The organism is Mesorhizobium sp. WSM4806 (assembly GCF_055811635.1).
The window spans coordinates 532,033-550,400 of the sequence record NZ_JBVVQZ010000002.1 but is presented as its reverse complement, the minus strand read 5'-3'; the positions used below and the strand labels follow the sequence as shown (position 1 = coordinate 550,400).

16 protein-coding genes are annotated in these 18,368 nt (G+C 64.3%); 9 read left to right on the top strand and 7 right to left on the bottom strand.

What is annotated here, in order from left to right; genetic code table 11:
* Positions 1 to 156 precede the first annotated feature (156 nt).
* The 5 genes from AC0L2M_RS05425 (at position 157) to AC0L2M_RS05405 (ending at position 5,184) form a co-directional block, all read left to right on the top strand.
* On the top strand, positions 157 to 1,185 hold the full coding sequence (locus AC0L2M_RS05425) for a Gfo/Idh/MocA family protein (RefSeq protein WP_473534264.1): 1,029 nt from the start codon (positions 157 to 159) through the stop codon (positions 1,183 to 1,185).
* A 2-nt stretch (positions 1,186 to 1,187) separates the two neighbouring features.
* A complete protein-coding gene (locus AC0L2M_RS05420) occupies positions 1,188 to 2,093 on the top strand; it encodes a sugar phosphate isomerase/epimerase family protein (RefSeq protein ID WP_287173470.1) in 906 nt (301 codons plus the stop codon).
* A gap of 174 nt (positions 2,094 to 2,267) precedes the next feature.
* The gene (locus AC0L2M_RS05415) at positions 2,268 to 3,281 is read left to right on the top strand and encodes a substrate-binding domain-containing protein (protein WP_473534263.1); all 1,014 of its coding nucleotides are present in this window, start codon (positions 2,268 to 2,270) and stop codon (positions 3,279 to 3,281) included.
* Positions 3,282 to 3,337: 56 nt separating this feature from the next.
* Positions 3,338 to 4,135, top strand: a complete 798-nt coding sequence (locus AC0L2M_RS05410) for an ATP-binding cassette domain-containing protein (protein ID WP_077383235.1) — start codon at positions 3,338 to 3,340, stop codon at positions 4,133 to 4,135.
* The gene (locus AC0L2M_RS05405; protein WP_128167121.1) at positions 4,132 to 5,184 is read left to right on the top strand and encodes an ABC transporter permease; all 1,053 of its coding nucleotides are present in this window, start codon (positions 4,132 to 4,134) and stop codon (positions 5,182 to 5,184) included. Before AC0L2M_RS05410 ends, AC0L2M_RS05405 begins: the two co-directional genes overlap by 4 nt.
* Before the next feature lie 9 nt (positions 5,185 to 5,193).
* On the opposite strand, the gene AC0L2M_RS05400 is transcribed toward AC0L2M_RS05405, so the two are convergent.
* Positions 5,194 to 7,857: an ATP-dependent helicase gene (locus AC0L2M_RS05400; protein WP_473534262.1), complete on the bottom strand. Its 2,664-nt coding sequence runs from the start codon at positions 7,855 to 7,857 to the stop codon at positions 5,194 to 5,196.
* Between the two features lie 300 nt (positions 7,858 to 8,157).
* Here AC0L2M_RS05400 and AC0L2M_RS05395 point away from each other — a divergent pair, with 300 nt between their 5' ends.
* Positions 8,158 to 9,063, top strand: a complete 906-nt coding sequence (locus AC0L2M_RS05395; protein WP_473534261.1) for a dienelactone hydrolase family protein — start codon at positions 8,158 to 8,160, stop codon at positions 9,061 to 9,063.
* On the opposite strand, the gene AC0L2M_RS05390 is transcribed toward AC0L2M_RS05395, so the two are convergent.
* Positions 9,064 to 9,969 (bottom strand): EamA family transporter, encoded by a 906-nt coding sequence (locus AC0L2M_RS05390; protein WP_473534260.1) that lies wholly within the window; start codon positions 9,967 to 9,969, stop codon positions 9,064 to 9,066. It abuts the gene before it with no gap.
* An 89-nt stretch (positions 9,970 to 10,058) separates the two neighbouring features.
* On the opposite strand from AC0L2M_RS05390, the gene AC0L2M_RS05385 reads away from it, so the two are divergent.
* The gene (locus tag AC0L2M_RS05385; RefSeq protein WP_023798773.1) at positions 10,059 to 10,538 is read left to right on the top strand and encodes an Lrp/AsnC family transcriptional regulator; all 480 of its coding nucleotides are present in this window, start codon (positions 10,059 to 10,061) and stop codon (positions 10,536 to 10,538) included.
* A gap of 160 nt (positions 10,539 to 10,698) precedes the next feature.
* On the opposite strand, the gene AC0L2M_RS05380 is transcribed toward AC0L2M_RS05385, so the two are convergent.
* Complete coding sequence (locus AC0L2M_RS05380; protein ID WP_287173462.1) at positions 10,699 to 10,896, bottom strand: hypothetical protein; 198 nt, start codon at positions 10,894 to 10,896, stop codon at positions 10,699 to 10,701.
* Between the two features lie 121 nt (positions 10,897 to 11,017).
* Positions 11,018 to 11,524: a thioesterase family protein gene (locus AC0L2M_RS05375; protein WP_287282163.1), complete on the bottom strand. Its 507-nt coding sequence runs from the start codon at positions 11,522 to 11,524 to the stop codon at positions 11,018 to 11,020.
* Positions 11,525 to 11,725: 201 nt separating this feature from the next.
* Here AC0L2M_RS05375 and AC0L2M_RS05370 point away from each other — a divergent pair, with 201 nt between their 5' ends.
* Both AC0L2M_RS05370 and AC0L2M_RS05365 read left to right on the top strand, forming a co-directional pair.
* The gene (locus tag AC0L2M_RS05370; protein ID WP_473534259.1) at positions 11,726 to 13,138 is read left to right on the top strand and encodes an FAD-binding oxidoreductase; all 1,413 of its coding nucleotides are present in this window, start codon (positions 11,726 to 11,728) and stop codon (positions 13,136 to 13,138) included.
* Positions 13,139 to 13,232: 94 nt separating this feature from the next.
* Positions 13,233 to 17,231, top strand: a complete 3,999-nt coding sequence (locus AC0L2M_RS05365) for an AsmA family protein (RefSeq protein ID WP_473534258.1) — start codon at positions 13,233 to 13,235, stop codon at positions 17,229 to 17,231.
* Between the two features lie 20 nt (positions 17,232 to 17,251).
* Here the strand turns inward: AC0L2M_RS05365 and AC0L2M_RS05360 are convergent, their stop codons facing one another.
* From AC0L2M_RS05360 to AC0L2M_RS05350, 3 genes are read right to left on the bottom strand one after another with little or no spacing between them, the layout of a single operon-like run.
* Positions 17,252 to 17,479 carry a ribbon-helix-helix domain-containing protein gene (locus tag AC0L2M_RS05360; protein WP_023798778.1) on the bottom strand — a complete coding sequence of 76 codons (228 nt, stop codon included), beginning with the start codon at positions 17,477 to 17,479 and terminating at the stop codon, positions 17,252 to 17,254.
* 20 nt (positions 17,480 to 17,499) lie between these two features.
* A complete protein-coding gene (locus tag AC0L2M_RS05355; protein ID WP_473534257.1) occupies positions 17,500 to 17,745 on the bottom strand; it encodes a DUF4169 family protein in 246 nt (81 codons plus the stop codon).
* An 18-nt stretch (positions 17,746 to 17,763) separates the two neighbouring features.
* A complete protein-coding gene (locus tag AC0L2M_RS05350; protein ID WP_023798780.1) occupies positions 17,764 to 18,297 on the bottom strand; it encodes an SspB family protein in 534 nt (177 codons plus the stop codon).
* Positions 18,298 to 18,368: the final 71 nt, after the last annotated feature.

Sequence of the window (18,368 nt, the reverse complement as noted above, 5' to 3'; positions counted from 1 at the left end):
CAGGCCAAGGTGATCTAGGTGATTTTCGCGAGCGGCCAATTGACATTCTACGCCTTCCGGTGTGTTCTCGTAAACGTTTACGGAAAAACGTTTACGGTCATGCCGTGAATGCCGTGACGATCGGTCTGGAGGGGCCGAGCGGAGGAGGAGCGCTGGATGATGAATGTCGTCCTGGTCGGCTGCGGAGCGATGAGCAAGCACTGGCTCGATGCGGCGAGGCAGATCGACGGGTTGGCTATTGTCGGCCTTGTCGACCTCGACGCCGACAGGGCGAAGGCAAGGGCGCGCGAATACGAGCTTGTCGGCGCCATTGCCGGGACCAATCTTGACGCCGTGCTCGACCAGACCAAGCCCGACGCTGTGTTCGACGTCGTGGTTCCGGCGGCTCGGCGCGATGTCGCGCTTTCGGCCTTTGCGCATCACTGTCACCTCCTGACGGAGAAGCCGCTGGCTGACAGCCCGGAGAACGCGCGCGCCATCGTCGAGGCAGCCCGACGCGCCAGGCGCGTGCACGCCGTCGTCCAGAACCGCCGCTATGTCGCCAACGTCAGGCGCATCAGGCGTTTTCTCGATTCCGGCGCCATCGGTGCGCCAACCAGCATCCACGCCGAATTCTTCGTCGCGCCGCATTTCGGCGGGTTTCGCGAGGAGATGCGCCATGTCCTGCTGCTCGACATGGCGATCCATACTTTCGACGCCGCCCGCTACATGGTCGGCGGCGCGCCGGCCAGCGTCTACTGCCAGGAATGGGAGCCGGTCAATTCCTGGTACCGGCAGGGATCGTCGGCCACCGCAATCTTCGAGCTCGGCCGCGGCAAGCTGTTCACCTATGCCGGCTCCTGGTGCGCCGACGGGTTCCGCACCAGTTGGGAGAGCACATGGCGCATCGTCGCCGAGCACGGCAGCCTGGTCTGGGACGGTGAGGATGGGCTGAGGGCGGAAGTCGCGCGGCCTATCCGTGAAGGCCTGTTCGATCGCACAGAGCCGCTCGCCGTGCCGCCGCTCGATCCCAATGACCGCATCGGCGGCCATCTCGGCATCATCCAGGATTTTGTTCGCGCCGTCGAAACCGGCAGCGAGCCGGAGACGCGCGGCGCCGACAACATCAAGAGCCTGGCCATGGTCTTTGCCGCGATCGAAAGCGCCGAAACCGGGCGCCGGGTCGCGATCGCACAGGAAGGGTGACTATGCCAAACCCGCTTCTCGACATCAGGATCGGCACCATGGTGCGGGCCAATCTCGATGACCCGGCCGCCTATATCAAGGCGATCCTGCCGCTCGGCTTCGAAAGCATCCAGCCCTTCTTCTGGCAGACGCTGGGCGGCAAGGATATTCCACGGCTGGCCGGCCAGATCCGCGAGGCGATCGGCGACGCCGACGTCGTCGTCTCCTCGCTCGGCGTCTTCGGCAATCCGCTGGAAAGCGGCGATGTCGATCGCGGCGTGCTTGATGCCTGGGAAACGGCCATCGACCATGCGCATCTGTTCGGCACCGCGATGGTCAGCGGCTTCACCGGCCGCCTCCGCGGCAAGCCGCTGCCCGACAGCCTGCCGCGCTTCCGCGAGGTCTGGGGACCACTGGCCCGGCGCGCCGCCGACAAGGGCGTGCGCATCGCCTTCGAGAATTGCGCGATGGACGGCAACTGGGCCGATGGAGACTGGAACATCGCCCATAATCCGGACGCCTGGGAGCTGATGTTCAATGAATTGCCCGATGACAATCTCGGCCTGGAATGGGAGCCCTGCCACCAGCTCGTCTACCTGATCGATCCGATCCCGCAGATCCGCAAATGGGCGCCGCGCATTTTTCATGTCCACGGCAAGGACGCGACGGTGCGCTGGGACGTGATCCGCGAGCATGGCGTGTTCGGCCGGCTGCCGTTCGTGCAAATGCGCACGCCTGGCTTCGGCGACAGCGACTGGACGCGGGTGATCAGCGAATTGCGGCTGGCCGGATACAGGGGCGCCATCGACATCGAAGGCTGGCACGACCCGGTCTATCGCGGCGACCTTGAGATTACAGGGCAAGTTCGGGCGCTGGACTACCTCAAGCAATGCCGGGGAGGTGCGACGTATCTGCCGAACCCGGCGTGAGGCTAATGCATGTCGCGCAAAAGCATGCCCTCGGGCCTGACCCAAGGTGTGCAGCGGTTTTGCGACAACGACATGCATCAAACAGGGAGCCGGCCAGCGAAGCATTGCGGCGAGAAGCCGAAGCATTCGTCGAAGACCCCTCGGCTTGCGAGGGAACAAAGGGAGGATAAGTGCATGAGCATCACGATGAGAAGGACAGTTCTGCGCTCGACCGTCATGGCGGCCGCCACGGCGCTCGCCGCCGCAATCTCCACCTTGCCTGCCCAGGCGCTCGATGCCCAGTGGTGCAAGGACGTCCACATCCGCTTCTTCGTCGGCGGTGCCGAGGGCGACGCCTTCGGCACCATCGTCTACAATGGCGCCAAGCAGGCCGAGGCCGATCTTGGGCCGAAGGTCGACTACATCTTCTCCCAGTGGGATGTCGAGAAGATGGTGCAGCAATTGCGCGAGGCCGTCGCGGTCAAGCCCGGCGGCATCGCCATGATGGGCCACCCAGGCGATGCTTCGATCATGCCGCTGGCCGAACAGGCGCACAAGGACGGCATCAGGATGATGTACCAGAACGTGCCGGTGCCGAAGGTCACGGCAGCGTTCGGCGGCGGCTATGTCGGCGCCCAGCAGGAAGAGCAGGGCCGCGCGCTCGGCGCCGAGGCGTTCAAGCTGGCCGGGCTCAAGGCCGGCGACAAGGCGATCATGATCGGCCCGTTCGAGAACGAGAGCCGCGGCGCGCGCGAGCGCGGCACGGTCGCCGCCCTGAAAGAGGCGGGCGTCGAGGTCATCCAGCTCTCCTCGCCGCCGAGCGGCGAATGGGCTTCCGACCCTAATCTGGCCATTCCGGTGATTACCGCAGCACTCCTAAACAATCCCGATGTCAAGGCGGTTGGCTATCCCGGCGGACAGATGCTGGGCAACGTCCCGACCTACATGCAGGCGGCGGGCAGGAAGGCTGGCGATATCTTCAATTTCGGCTTCGACACCAGCCCGCAGATCATCGAGGGCTTCAAGGGCGGCTGGGTCCAGCTGACGGCCGACCAGCAGCCGTTCCTGCAGGGTTATCTGCCGATCCTCAGCCTCTGCCAGCAGGTGGTGCTGGGCCTGGCGCCAATGGATGTCGACACCGGCGCCGGCTTCGTCACGCCTGACAATTACGAGATCGTCGCCGAACTCGCCAAGCAGGCGCTGCGCTGACCTTTTGACACGGCTGCCGGTCTTCCGACCGCAGCCGGAACCAAGTGAGGATCGCCATGGCAGAACGCCTTATAGAGCTGCGCGACATCAGCAAGTCCTACGGTCAGGTCTATGCGCTGGGTGGGGTCAATCTCAGCGTCGACCGCGGCGAGGTGGTCGGCCTGATCGGCGACAACGGCGCCGGCAAGTCGACGCTGATCAAGATCCTCTCCGGCGTGGTCAAACCGACCAGCGGCGAGATCCTCATCCGCGGCCAGCCGGTGACCGGCTGGAGCGCCGCGCGCTCGCGCGACGCCGGCATCGAGACGGTATTCCAGGACCGGGCGCTGGCCGTGCAGCAGACGATCGTGCGCAACATCTTCATGGGCCGCGAACTCACCGGCTTTCTCGGCTGGCTGAAGGTCAACAAGGAAATCGAGGAGGCGAGCCGGCTGATGCGCGAGATCGGCTTCACCTCGAAAGTGTTCACGCCGCAATCGATCGTCGGCCAGCTTTCCGGCGGCGAACGCCAGGGCGTGGCGATCGCCCGGGCAATTTACAAGCAGGCCGACCTGATCATCCTCGACGAGCCGACGACGGCGCTGTCGCTGACCGAGACCGCCAAGGTCTTCCATTTCGTGCGCCAGGTGCGGGCGAGCGGACGGTCGATCCTGTTCATCGGCCACAACATCCACCACGTCTTCGACATCGCCGATCGTTTCGTCGTGCTGGACCGCGGCAAGGTGGCGCTCACCGCCGACCGCAGCCAGGTCAAGTCGGCCGAAGACCTCATCAACTTCATGGAAGACGTCGCGCATCCGGGTGGATTGCCGGGACTGCACGACGCCGGCGACCCGGAGCAGAGAGCACGATGAGCAAGACGATGGAGCCCGATCTGCAAGAGCCGTCCGCAGGCATCTCCCGTCCCGGCAATCCCCGGAAAGAGTGGAAACACCCATCCGATCACTGGATGCGCGGCTTCATCCTCGACAACCGCGCCGCACTTGGCACGCTTGCGGTGTTCGTGGTGATGATGACGGTGTTCATGATCGCCAACCCGACCGTCTTCACCACCTGGTATCTCTACAGTTCCGTGCTCACCACGCTGCCGGTTGCGCTGTTCGTGGTGGTGCCGCTGGTCTTCGTCGTCACCTGCGGCGAGATCGACCTGTCGTTTCCGGCGACGATGGGTTTTGCCTCATGGGTGTTCGCGCTGGTCGTGCAGGCCGGCTACGACCCGTTTCTCGGTATTGCCGCCGCCATTGCAACGGGCACGTTGCTCGGCTTCCTTGTCGGGTCGCTGGTCGTCTACGGCGGGCTGTCGTCGCTGATCGCCACGCTCGGCATGAACTTCCTGCTGCGCGGCCTGATCCAGATCATCAACGAAGGCAGGTCGACGGCGCTGACCAGCCTTGCCGACAGCTGGGCCTACAAGATCTTCTCCAGCCAGCTTTACGGCATCCCGGTGCAGATCTTCTGGGCCATTGGCTTTGTCGTGCTGTCGGCGCTGCTCTACAACAGGCATCGTTTCGGCGCGCAGGTGAAGGTGGTCGGCGACAATCCCGACAGCGCCCAGCAGATGGGCATCGACGTCAAGCGCGTGCGGGTGAAAGTATTCGTCTTCGTCGGCATCGGGGCGGCGATCGCCGGCACCTTCTCGGTGATGATCAACTTCACCTGGTGGCCGACGGCTGGCGACGGCTATTTGCTGCCGGTGCTGGCATCGGTGTTCGTTGGCGGCACGCCGACCTGGGGCGGCGTCGGCACCGTGGTCGGCGGCGCCATCGGCGCCGTCACCGTGTCATTCATCCAGACCGGCGTCGTCGCGGCAGGCCTGAGCGGCTTCTATGTCCAGTTCTTCAACGGGCTGATCATCATCCTGTCGCTGCTCGGCCACAAATGGAACCAGGCGCGGTATCGGTGAGAGGGACGCTCAAACCCCGGTAACAAACCCGTCCAGCACGCGTTTCTGGCCGGCCTTGTCGAAGTCGATGGTCAGCTTGTTGCCGTCGATGGCCGAAATGTTGCCGTTGCCGAATTTCTGGTGGAAGACGCGGTCGCCGACATTGAAGGGGGATGGCGTGTCGGCGACGGATTTGGCGACCAGCTCGCCGTCGATGGTGCGGCCCTTGATCGAGGTGCGGCCGGCGCCATAGCCACTGTCGGTCTCGCCATAGCCGATGCGCTCGACCTGGTGGCCGGAGCGCGAGCCCCAGTTGCGGTCGGTCGCCTCGGTGCGGTTCTGCTGCGCGCGCTGCCAGCCCGGCGTTGCATAGGCGCTGGAGAAGGCGCCGGATTTTTCTGCGCCGACATTGTCGAAGCGCGAAGCGCCGTAAGGATTCTGCCGTCCTGCCGCCTGGCCGCCCCGTCCGGAGGCGAAGGAGCAGCCGCCATAGGCATTGCCGTAGCCGCCATAGGAGTTGCCGCTCTCGGCGACCTCGACATGGGCTTCCGGCAATTCATCGAGGAAGCGCGACGGGATCGTCGATTGCCACAGGCCGTGGATGCGGCGGTTGGAGACGAACCACAAATGCAGGTTCTTCTTGGCGCGGGTCAGCCCGACATAGGCCAGCCGCCGCTCTTCCTCCAGCCCGGAGCGGCCGCCCTCGTCGAGCGCGCGCTGATGCGGGAACAGTCCTTCCTCCCAGCCGGGCAGAAAAACCGTCTCGAATTCGAGGCCCTTGGCCGAATGCAGCGTCATGATGTTGACGGCGTCGAGCTCGGCGTTCTGCTCGGCGTCCATCACCAGCGCTACATGTTCGAGGAAGGAGCGCAGCGATTCGTACTCCTCCATGGAGCGGATCAGTTCCTTGAGGTTTTCCAGCCGGCCGGGCGCTTCTACCGAGCGGTCGTTCTTCCACATGTCGGTGTAGCCGCTCTCCTCCAGGATGGTCTCGGCCAGCTCGGTGTGCGGCGTGGTCTCCAGCGCCTTCTGCCAGCGCTCGAAATTGGCGGCGACTTCGCGCAGCGCTGCGCGCGGCTTTGGCTTCAGCTCGTCGCTCTCAGCGAGTTTTTCTGCAGCCTCCAGCATCGGGATGCGCAGCGCCCTGGCGGTGTCGTGGATCTGGCGGATGGTGGCTTCGCCCAGCCCGCGCTTCGGCACATTGACGATGCGCTCGAAGGCGAGGTCGTCTGCGCCTTGCGCGACGACGCGGAAGAAGGCCAGGGCGTCGCGGATTTCGAGGCGCTCGTAAAAGCGCGGGCCGCCGATGACGCGGTAGTTGAGGCCAAGGGTGACGAAGCGGTCCTCGAACTCGCGCATCTGGAAGGACGCGCGGACAAGAATGGCCATATCGTTGAGATCGTGCTTCTGCCGCTGGTAGGCCTCGATGGTTTCGCCAACGGCGCGCGCCTCTTCCTCGGAATCCCAGGCGGCATGGACATGCACCTTCTCGTCGTCCTCGGCGATCTTTTCGGTGAACAGCGTCTTGCCGAAGCGGCTTTCATTGTGGGCGATGAGGTGGGAGGCGGTGCCGAGGATGTGCGCGGTGGAGCGGTAGTTGCGCTCCAGCCGGATGATCGCGGCGCCGGGGAAATCCTTGTCGAAGCGCAGGATGTTGTCGACTTCGGCCCCGCGCCAGCCATAGATCGACTGGTCGTCGTCGCCGACGCAGCAGATGTTGATTTTATTTTCGCTCACGGCCGCGCGCGAGCTTCGCTCGCTGGCCTCCGCGGGGGCGGCCTGGCCGGCCGACGCCCGGTCGGGCTTGCGGCCTTCGGCCGAACGCAAATCCGCTGATGTTGAAGTGCGTCCCGCATCCGGCCGCTGCGCCAGCAGCCGCAGCCACATGTATTGGGCGGTGTTGGTGTCCTGGTACTCGTCGACGAGGATGTAGCGGAAGCGCTTGTGGTATTCCTTCAGCACGTCCGGATTGGCGCGAAAGATACGGATCGGGTGGCACAGGAGATCGCCGAAGTCGCAGGCGTTCAGTGTCTTCAGGCGCTCCTGATAAGCCTTGTAGAGTTCACGCCCCTTGCCGTTGGCGAAGGCGCGGGCGTCGCCCTCGGCAATCTCGGCGGGGCCAAGCCCCTTGTTCTTCCAGCCGTCGATCATCTGGGCGAACTGCTTGGCCGGCCAGCGTTTGTCGTCCAGCCCTTCGGCCTGGATGAGCTGCTTGATCAGGCGCACGACGTCGTCGGTGTCGAGAATGGTGAAGTCGGATCTGAGCCCGGCAAGTTCGGCGTGGCGGCGCAGCAGCTTCACTCCAATCGAGTGGAAGGTGCCGAGCCACGGCATGCCCTCGACATTGCCTTCGCCGATCAGCAGGCCGATGCGCTGCTTCATCTCGCGCGCCGCCTTGTTGGTGAAGGTGACGGCGAGGATCTGCGACGGGAAGGCCTTGCCGGTGGCGAGGATGTGAGCGATGCGGGTGGTCAGCACGCGCGTCTTGCCTGTGCCGGCGCCGGCCAGCACCAGCACCGGACCCTCGGTGGTTTCCACCGCCAGCCGCTGCTCGGGGTTGAGCCCGTTCAGATAATCGGGCGCATTGGCATGGCCGCTGCGGGCAGCCATGGCGCGCGCAGCAATGCCCGACGGGGCCACGGGCCGCGCGTTCGGTTCATCAAAAAAAGGCATATCTTCCGAAAAGCCGGACATCTCCCCCGAATGTAGTGATTCGGCAGCGAAAGGCCAGAAGTGTCTCCGTTTTGTTCTCTGTCCAGCCGGGGGAGTTGCAAATCCTATGGCACGCCAGCCATAGCGCCGGCCTGCTCGACAGGCACGGCGGGTCGGAGCAAGTGGGACAGCGCACCAGTCGAACGGTGTCATCCTGGACCAGCCGCCGGTCTGGCGGACCTGCGCTCGCGTCAGCAGCGCCTCACCGATCCGTGACTGGACCGTGCGGGCTTCTACCCTATCTTGCGCGGCGGACATGTTCCCGAAGCCGAGGAGAGCGCCATGACAAAACCGAGCCCTGCCAACCCCGCCGTCAACAGACCCGCCATTACCCAGGCTATGATCGACGCGTATGACGAATACACGCATCTGACGCTCGACCGGCGGCGCTTCATGGAACAATTGACCAGGCTTGCCGGATCAGGTGCGGCGGCCGCCGCAATCGCGCCGCTGCTGGCGGCGAATTCAGCCCGGGCGGCGATAGTTGCCGAGGACGATTCACGCGTGACGGGCGAGGACATCAGCTATCCCGGCAGCGGTGGCGAGATGAAAGGCTATCTGGTCAAGCCGGCTGGCCAGTCCGGCAAGCTCGGCACCGTCATCGTCGTGCATGAGAACAGGGGGCTCAACCCGCATATACGCGATGTGGCGCGGCGCGTGGCGCTGGAAGGCTTCGTGGCGCTCGCCCCGGATTTCCTGTCGCCGCTCGGCGGCACGCCGGCCGACGAAGACAAGGCGCGCGAGCAGTTTTCCAAGCTCGATCCGGCGCAAACCACTGCCAATGCGGTCGCAACGGTCGCTTTCCTTAGGGGCAGCGAGGATGGCAACGGCAAGGTCGGCGCGGTCGGCTTCTGCTGGGGCGGCGCCACGGTGAACACACTGGCTGCCAATGCGCCGGATCTGGCTGCCGCTGTCGCCTATTACGGCATGCAGCCGAAGGCCGAGGATGTGCCGAAGATCAAGGCGGCGCTGCTGCTGCATTATGCCGGGCTCGACACCCGCATCAATGCCGGTATCGACGCCTTCAGGAAGGAGCTCGATGCAGCCGAAGTCGAGTACACGATCCATGTCTATGAAGGCGCCAATCATGCCTTCAACAATAACACGTCGGCGGCTCGCTACGACAAGAACGCGGCGGACCTCGCCGGGGGCCGGACGATCGCCTTTCTCAAGGAGAAGCTTGCCTGATCAGGCATTTGCCGGTTTGTGAAAAGCGACGCCGGCCACCACCAGCGCTATGCCGATGCAATCGGTTGGGCTGGGTATCTGGCGGAGCACAATGACGCCGATCAGCGTGGCGGTGACCGGCAGCAACGACAGCATCAGCGCGAAGCTCGGTCGCGGCAGCCGCGACATGGCAAGCTGGTCGCAGATATAGGGGATGACCGAGGAGCAGATGCCGACGCCGATGGCGGCGATGAGCAGTGGCGGCGCCGAGAAAGCCGGCAGCGCATCGGTGAAGCCGATCGGCAGCACGATGAGGAAGGCGACCGCCATGGCAGCGCCCAGGCCGGCGATGCCCTCGCCAGCGCCGGCGCGGGAAACGCGATGGCCAAGCACGATGTAGCCGACGAACAGCGCGCCGTTGAGGAAGGCCCAGAACAGGCCAATCGGGTCGCTTGACCATTTGACGTCGATCAGCAGCAAGGTGCCGGTGACGGCGACGGCAAGCGCTGCGAGGTTGCGCGGGCTTCTGACGCCGACCAGCGCAACGCCGATGGTGCCGACGAATTCGATCGCCGCGACCAGCGAGATCGGCAAGCGGTCGAGTGCCAGGTAGAAGGAGCAATTCATCACGCCGAGGCAGGCGCCAAAACCGAGAAGCAGCAGCAATGTCGGCCTGTCGGCGCGGGCGAAGGCCGTCCACGGCCGGGTTAGCGGCGCGAAGACAAGGGCGGCCGTGACGATGCGCAGCCAGGCCATGCCGAGCACGCCGACATGCGGGAAAAGCAGCACGGCGAAAGCCGGCCCGAGATAATGAAACACAGCGCTGACACCGAACCAGACATGCGGCGGCAGCGATGTCGCCAGCCTGCCAAAGACAGGGCCGGCGAGGGCAGGGATAGCAGCTGGGGCTTGCGCTTGATGTTCCATAGGATCATTATCGCAGGCAATTTTACCTGTTTATGTGGGTAACGGCCAGCCAAAGAGATAATTTGTTCTCCTAAACAAAGGAGTTTTTCCTGAAACGCCTTCGAAACGAAAATGTTGATCTGGATGCGGCGGATCTGAAAATCCTGCGCCTGCTGGAAAAGGATGCGCGCACCAGCACCGCTGAACTGGCGCGCTCGGTCGGCCTGTCGGCGCCGAGCGTGGCCGAACGCATCAAGCGGCTGCACGAGAGCGGCGTGATCGAGGCCTACACTGTTCGGATCAACCCGGCCGCGCTCGGCATGAAGCTGTCGGCATGGCTGCGGATCAGGCCGGTGCCCGGGCAGTTGGCTGCGGTCGCCGAGATCATCCGCGACTTGCCGGAAATCGCCCAGTGCGATCGGGTGACCGGCGAGGACTGTTTCATCGCGCTGGCGCATGTCGGTTCGGTGGCCGAACTCGAACGGGTGATCGACCGCATCATTCCGTTTGCGATGACCAACACCGCAATCATCCAGTCGTCGCCGGTGGTGGCGCGTTCGCCGCTGGCGGCAGTGAAGCAGCCGCCGTGATGCTGAAGGGCGAGTGAGCATTTGTCAGCAAGGCACCATTGGCAAAGCTGCCGATCTCCACCGCAAGGGGGAGAGCGGACTTCGCTTCGGCTTTCGCCAACGACCGACGTTGGAAGGCAAGCGGGGCGGGGAAACCGGAAAGTATTTCTTTCCGCACCGGTCAGGCGTGGCCGCGCTTTATCCGCGCTTGCTTCAGGATGGCGCGCCAGCGGATCATGGCGAAAGGGATCGGCTCGTTGTTGTTGGCGATGGTAAAAATTTCGTAGTTGAGGTTCTTCAGCGATCGCCAGAAATCGTAGTCGCTGATGCGTGGATCGGCCGCCAGCTTGTCCGCCTCGACCTTGATATCGGTTTTCATGCAATTTCCCCGAACCGCTTCAGCCCCCGCCGCCAGTATCGCAATGCGGACGGTTTTCGAACACCCGGCTGAGTCGTTCAACGCCTCAATTCGGCTTGTTCACGTTAAAACCTTGGTAAGGTTAACGGCGGTCTGACTGCGGCTCAAGCGTCTTGCGACGAATACCGATCGAACGGCCGGCGCGCTCAGGCATCGGCAGCGCCGCATGGGCGGCGCGCATGACTTCGACCTTGGCCAGGACATCGGCCGGGAAGGGCGCCACCTTCGGTCCGGACATATCGACATGCAGCGACAATGATTCGGACGTGGCAGCGAGCCAGCCGTCGACATGGCGGATTTCCTGGTAGGCTCTCAGCCGCTTGTCGTCATGGTCGAGGAGTTGGAACGAGACATCGACCTTGTGGTCGAGATGTAGCTCCCTGATATAGCAGACATGGACTTCCGCCGTGTAGATGGTCAGCCGGCGCTGCTTCGCATAGTCCGGCCCCATCCCCATCATTTCGAACGCTTCGTCGGAACAGCGGTCGAACAGCACGTTGTAATAGGCCATGTTGAGATGGCCGTTATAGTCGATCCAGTCTTTTTCGATGGCCATGGGAGCAGAGGCGAAGGGGGCGGCGGTGGACATCGAAAACTTCCTTCTGGCTGGACAGGACGTGGTCGGGGAGACTAGAGCGACGTGCGTCCAATTGGACGCACAAAGTACGCTCTAGCACATTGAATCTTCGCATCGTGCTTTCCGAAAATCGATTTCGATTTTCGGGCCGATGCGATAGGCATCCATAAGTCCATAACAAGGGTGGACGCTGGTCCATTCGCGGAGGAATAGATGGCTCTGAGCGACCTCAATCCGGTCGAGCGCAACGAAGAAGGCATCGCCGCGGTGCTCGGCATCCTCAAGCAGCGGCTCGGCGAACGGTTCCAGACCGGCCAGGCGATCCGCACCCAGCACGCGCATACCACCACCTACATTCCAACCCAGGCGCCGGATGGCGTGGCGTTTCCAGAGACGACACCGGAGGTGCAGGAGATCGTGTCGGCCTGCGCCGCGCACCGCGTGCCGGTGATCGCCTTCGGCGTCGGCTCTTCGCTGGAGGGCCACACCAACGCGCCGGGTGGCGGCATTTCTGTCGATACGTCGCGGATGAACCGCATCCTCGCGGTCAACCCGCAGGATCTCGATTGCACGGTTGAGCCCGGTGTGACGCGCGAGGATCTCAACCGGCACCTGCGCGACACCGGCCTGTTCTTTCCGATCGATCCGGGCGCCAATGCGTCGCTCGGCGGCATGGCGGCGACGCGGGCGTCGGGCACCAATGCGGTGCGCTACGGCACGATGCGCGAGAATGTGTTGTCGCTGACGGCGGTAATGGCCGACGGCGAAACGGTGACGACCGGCAAGCGCGCAAAAAAGAGCTCGGCCGGCTACGATCTGACGCGGCTCCTGATCGGCTCCGAAGGCACGCTCGGCATCATCACCCAGCTGACGCTTAAGCTGCAGGGCATTCCGCAGGCGATTTCCGGCGGCGTCTGTCCGTTTCCCAGCGTCGAGGCGGCCTGCAATGCGGTGATCGCGACAATCCAGATGGGCATTCCGGTGGCGCGCATCGAACTGGTCAATGCGCTGCAGATGCGGGCGATGAAGAGCTATTCGAAACTCGACTATCCCGAAAGCCCGTGCCTGTTCGTCGAATTCCATGGCAGTGATGCCGGCGTTGCCGAGCAGGCCGAAGCCTTCGGCACGATCGCCGAAGAATATGGCGGCGGACCATTCCTGTGGACCAGTGTCGCCGAGGAGCGGACGAAGCTGTGGAAGGCCAGGCACGACGCCTATTGGTCGTCGCTGACGCTGCGGCCGGGCGCCAAGGGGCTGTCGACCGACGTCTGCGTGCCGATCTCGCGCTTTGCCGAATGCGTCACGCAAACCGAAGCCGACATCGCCGAGATGGGGCTGATCGCGCCGATTGTCGGCCATGCCGGTGACGGCAATTTCCATGTGCTGGTGCTGATGGACGCGGACGATCCGAAGGAAATCAAGCAGACGGAAGAGTTTGTCGCGCGGCTGAACATGCGGGCGATCGGCATGGATGGAACCTGCACCGGCGAGCACGGCATCGGACAAGGCAAGATCGGCTTCCTGCGCCATGAACTCGGCCACAGCGTCGACATCATGCGCACGATCAAGCAGGCGCTTGATCCACAGAACATAATGAACCCTGGGAAGATACTGCCGACCGACTAAAGTCTTTTGCTCTTGGGGCGATCGATTTGCCTCTTTATCGACACGCTGATGCGGGTAGAGTGCGGCTGATTTTCAATCGACTGCTTGGGGGTTGATGCTCGCACGTTTGTTCGTGTTCTTCGGTGGCTTTTTCGTGCTGGTGCTGTGTGCGGCGCTGGTGGTGCCGTATTTTATCGACTGGACGGGCTACCGGGCCGATTTCGAGCGCGAGGCGAGCGCCATTCTGGGCCGCAAGGTCACCGTTCAGGGCGATGCAACGGCGAAATTGCTGCCGTTTCCCTCCGTGACCTTCTCGAATGTCACTGTCGCCGGCGGCCCCGGCGGCCGGCCGGCAATGACCGTCGAGACCTTTTCGATGGATGCCGAACTGGCGCCCTTCCTGAGCGGCGAGGTGCTGATCTTCGACATGCGGCTGGTGCGGCCGAAGGCGACGATCGACATTGCCGCCGACGGCACGGTCGACTGGGCGATACGCCCGTCCTCGCCCTACGATCCCAGCCAGATCTCGATCGAGAAGCTGACGGTGACCGACGGAGAGATCGCGCTGCGCCATGCCGCCGGCGGCCGCAGCCATCGTCTTTCCGAGATCAATTCGACAATCTCTGCCAGATCGCTGGCCGGACCCTGGCGGATGGATGGTTCGCTGCGGCTCGACGGCCTGCGCAGCACGGTCGTCGTCTCCACCGGCAAGGCCAGTGGCGACGGACAGTTGCGGCTCAGGCTCAAGGCCGATCCAGACGCCTATCCGCTGGTCATCGAAGCGGATGGCAATGCCGGCATTGTCGATGGGGCCGCGATCTATTCGGGCCAGTTTAGGGTCACAAGCTCTGACAGGAATGGCGCCGACAAGCGTTTGCCGCAGCTTGACGGCACCGACGGTGAGAAGGCCAGCGCCGGCAAGCCGGAACCGGGGTTCAGATTGAACGGCAAGTTCTCGCTAGACCACCGGAAGCTTGGCGTCGACGAATTCCGCTTCGAGACCGGGCCACTCGACAATCCCTACACCGCCGACGGCAAGGCTGCCGTCGACCTTGGGCCGAACCCTCGCTTTTCAATCGAGGCCGATGGCGCTCAGGTGCAGTTCGATGAAGCCGTCGGCGCCGCGACCGGACTGACGCTGTCCGAGCGCGTCGCGGCGTTGGAGCAGGCGCTGCTCGCCCTGCCCAAGCCGACCATACCGGGCACCGTCGAGGTGAAGCTGCCGGCGGTGGTGGCCGGCGACACGACGGTTCGTGACGTGCGCCTTTCGGCCGAGCCGGCCGATGCCGGCTGGTCGGTGAAGTCGCTGGGCGCGACGCTCCCGGGCCGCGCCAGGCTGGAAGCAAACGGCATGCTCAGTCTCGAGGATCAGTTCGGCTTCAGCGGTTCGCTGCTTCTGGCCGTGGGGCAGCCTTCCGGCTTCGCCGCCTGGCTGTCGAAGGATGTCGACGAGGCGATCCGCCGGCTTCCGGCCGCCGGCTTCAAGGCCAAGGTCGACCTGTCCGGGAACCGCCAGGCCTTCAGCGACCTCGAACTCGTTCTCGGCAAGGCGAAATTTTCCGGCCGCATCGATTCCAGCCAGGGCGAAGACGCCAGGCCGTCGGTGCTGATGCGGCTCGACGGCGGCGAGCTCGACGTCGACGGGCTCGCCGCCTTCGCCTCGATCTTCATCAGCGACAAGGGCGCCAACCGATTTTCCGACCGCGACCTCGATTTCCAGATCAAGGCCGGGCCGGTCAGCGCCGGCGGACTGACCGCCGATACGGTCGATACGGCGCTCAGGCTGCGCGACGGGCTGCTTGAAATCGACCGGCTCTCGGTCGGCGGACTTGCCGGCGCCTCGATCAGCGCCACCGGCCGGATCAAGGATTTCCCAGCGAGCCCGACCGGCAAGCTCGATGCCTCGGTGGTCGCCGTCGATCTCAAGCCGTTGGTCGATGTCGCGGCGAAGCACTATCCCGACAATGCCGTGCTGAAAGGGCTGGCGGGGCGTGTCGCCGCATATCCCGAGCTGTTGCAGAATGCGCGCATCGATCTGGTGACAAGTGCCGCCGCCAATGGCGACGGCACGACGGGACTGGCGGTCAGCGCGCAAGGCAGGGCAGGCGGCTCGGCGTTTTCAGCATCGCTGTCCGGCAAAGGACTGGCCGATCGGCTTCTCGAGGCGCCGGTGTCGTTGACCTTCAACGCCAGGAATACCGACGCCACCGCGCTTCTGGCGCTTTACGGCCTGCCGGCGCTGCCGCTCGGCATGCTTGGCGAGGCGACTACTGATGTTTCGGCGAAAGGCACGCTTGGCGGCGGCATGGCGACGAGCTTCAACCTGACCGGCGACGATTTCAAAGCCGGTTTCGACGGGACGATCGCCAGCGCGCCACAAGGCGCCACCGCCAAGGGCAAGATCAGCCTGGAAGCCGCCGATATCGAGCCGTGGCTGATGACGACAGGCGTCGGACTGCCGGGCCTGGGGACAGGCATGTCGACTTGGCTTGCGGCCGACGCCGACTTCGGCAACGGCCGTCTGGTGCTGTCCAGCCTCAGCGGCGCCATCAACGAGGCTGCGGTTTCCGGCGACCTCAATGTCGGCGTCGCCGACGGGCTGCCGCATCTTGCCGGCGCGCTGGCGCTCGATGATCTGGATCTCGACCCGATGGCGGTGGCAGTGTTTGGCGACCAGGCCTTTCTGGGCTCCGGCAAGGCTTGGCCGGCCGCCCCATTCAGCCAGAAACCCATCCTGCCGTTCACCGCCGAACTCGAGTTGACCACGGCGTCGCTGGTCGCCGGCCCGTTGGCCACGGCCTATGACGCGGCGCTTTCGCTGAAGCTCGACCACGAAGGCATCCGCGTTTCGGACCTCAAGGCAAAGTTCGCCGGCGGCGCGCTTTCCGGACTGTTCGAGCTGAAGAACAATGACGGCACCGGGTTTTTCTCCGGCCAGCTGAAACTTGCCGGCGCCGATCTGGCCACCGTGCTGCCAGAGACTGGCATCAGCGGAGCCGGCGATTTCTCGGCGGCGCTCTCGGCCAGTGGCAAATCGGTCGATGCGATGGTTGCGGCGTTGTCCGGTTCCGGCACGGCGGCGCTGAAAGGCTTGACCATTGCCGGCGTCAATCCCGCCGCCTTTGGCGCCTTCATCGCCAAGGCCGACGCCATTGGGCGCGATATCGACGCGGCCAAGACCGCCGGCTTCGCGCCGCAGATCGCCGCGGACGGCAGTTTTCCGGCTGGGGATGCCGACATCGCCTTCACAATCGCTGGTGGCACGCTGAGGGCGCCGCCGGTCAATCTTGAAAATCCGGCGGCGACGCTGTCGGCCGACATCATGGCGGACCTGAAGGCCAGCATGGTCGCTGCCATTGGTTCGATCACTTATCAGCCGGGCGACGAAGCGCTGGTCGGCTCCGATCCGACCGTGAATTTCAGCGTTGACGGGCCGTTCGGCGCCGCGAAGCGGCGGTTCGACAGTGAGCCGCTGGCGCAGTTCCTGACCCAGCGCGCGCTGGAAAAGGAGCAGCAGCGGGTCGAGGCGATGCAGGCAGCGCTGCTTGAAAAGCAGCGGTTGCGGCGCGAGGTGCGTTACTACGCGGCCCTGCAAGCCGAGCGCGACAGGGCAGCCGAAGAATTGCGCAAGCAGCAGGAGGCGGCGCGGCTGAAAGCCGAGGCAGATGCCAGGGCGAAAGCCGAAGCCGAGGCAAAGGCTAAAGCCGAAGCGGAGGCGAAGGCCAAGGCGGATGCGCAGGCGAGGGCTGAAGCCGAGGCTAAAGCCGAAGCCGAGGCGCAGGCGAAGGCTGAAGCCGAGGCCAAGGCTAAGGCGGATGCCGAAGCGAGAGCCAAGGCGGCGCAAAAAGCGGCGGACGAGGCGGCGAAGGCCGAGGAACAGCGACGTCGGAAAGCGGAAGAGGCGAGGCGGGCGGAAGAGGCGAGGCGGATCGCTGCGGAACAAAAGGCAAGGCTCGACGCCGAGCGCAGGGCCGCCGCCGAGCAGGCGCAGAAAATCGAGCGGGCGCGTCAGCCGCCGACCAATGACAACCCGCCGCCATCAGGATCCGCGCCAAAACCCACGCTTGAACCCTCGTCGATCGACAATCTGCTGAAGTCGCTCGGCGGCGGATAGCCCCTAGCTAACCATCCGGGCTAGACCGGTTTCATCCCTCGCTTCGCCCAATCCAGGACGTAGAGCCTGAGCGCCGAGGACAGGTTGGCATCGCGCGGCCGGGCCTCGTCGATTTCGGCGACGAGGGCGGCGAGAGTCAGTTTGCGTGCGGCGGCGATGGCGACGAGATCGTCGAAAAACGGCTTTTCGAGCGAATAGCTGGTGCGATGGCCGCGAATGGTCACCGAGCGTTTCTCGACCGGGCTCACCGGACCTGACTCATTTCACTTCAGGCATCGGACTTGTCCGAAAACCCCGCCGCATTTTTCGGTCTGACTTCAGGGCAATCCGCATCGCCCGAGGTTTCGCGGCGATGGCCGGCGACAAACCTTTCTGCCCTGTCGGCGATCGAACGGTCACGCTCCCGGTCGGCCTTGGAGCGGCCGTACAGCGCCCGGTTCTGTTCGGCCAGGCGCTCCTGCTCGGCTCGTGCCTTCTGCTTGCGGGCCTGGCGGAGGTTGACGATGTCGGCCATGTCGCGCGGCCCGTCGGATCACTTCTTGCGGAAGGCGTCGAGCGATACCACTTCGGCGCCCTTGGCGGCGGCGTCGGCTGCGGCCGGCTTCTTTTCGGCCTCAGCGGTCTTCTTCTTCTCGGGCTTTTTCTCGGCGACGACCGCCAGCGGTTCGGAAGCGGGCTTGCCGGTCAATTCTCCTTCTGCCGAGGTTTCCGTCTTCACGTCGAATTCGAGCTCGAAATTGACGGACGGGTCGTAAAAGCCGCGCACGGCCGAGAACGGGATTTCCAGCTTTTCCGGCACGTCGGAGAAAGACAGCCCGACCTCGAAGCCGGTGTCGGTCACCTTCAGGTCCCAATACTGGAACTGGATGACGATGGTCATCTGTTCGGGATAGCGCTCCCGCAAGCGGGAAGACACGCGCACGCCGGGGGCGCCGGTCAGGAAAGTGATGAAGAAATGATGGTTGCCGGGGAGGCCGGTGCGCGCGACTTCGGCCAGGACCTTGCGCATGACGCCGCGCAGTGCCTCCTGGGCCAGAATGTCGTAGCGAATGTGGTCGTCGGCCATGTCGCTGTCGGGTTCCGTTGAATCGTCCGCATAGCTGTAATCAAGCTTGAGCGCGGCGTAAACCGGATATA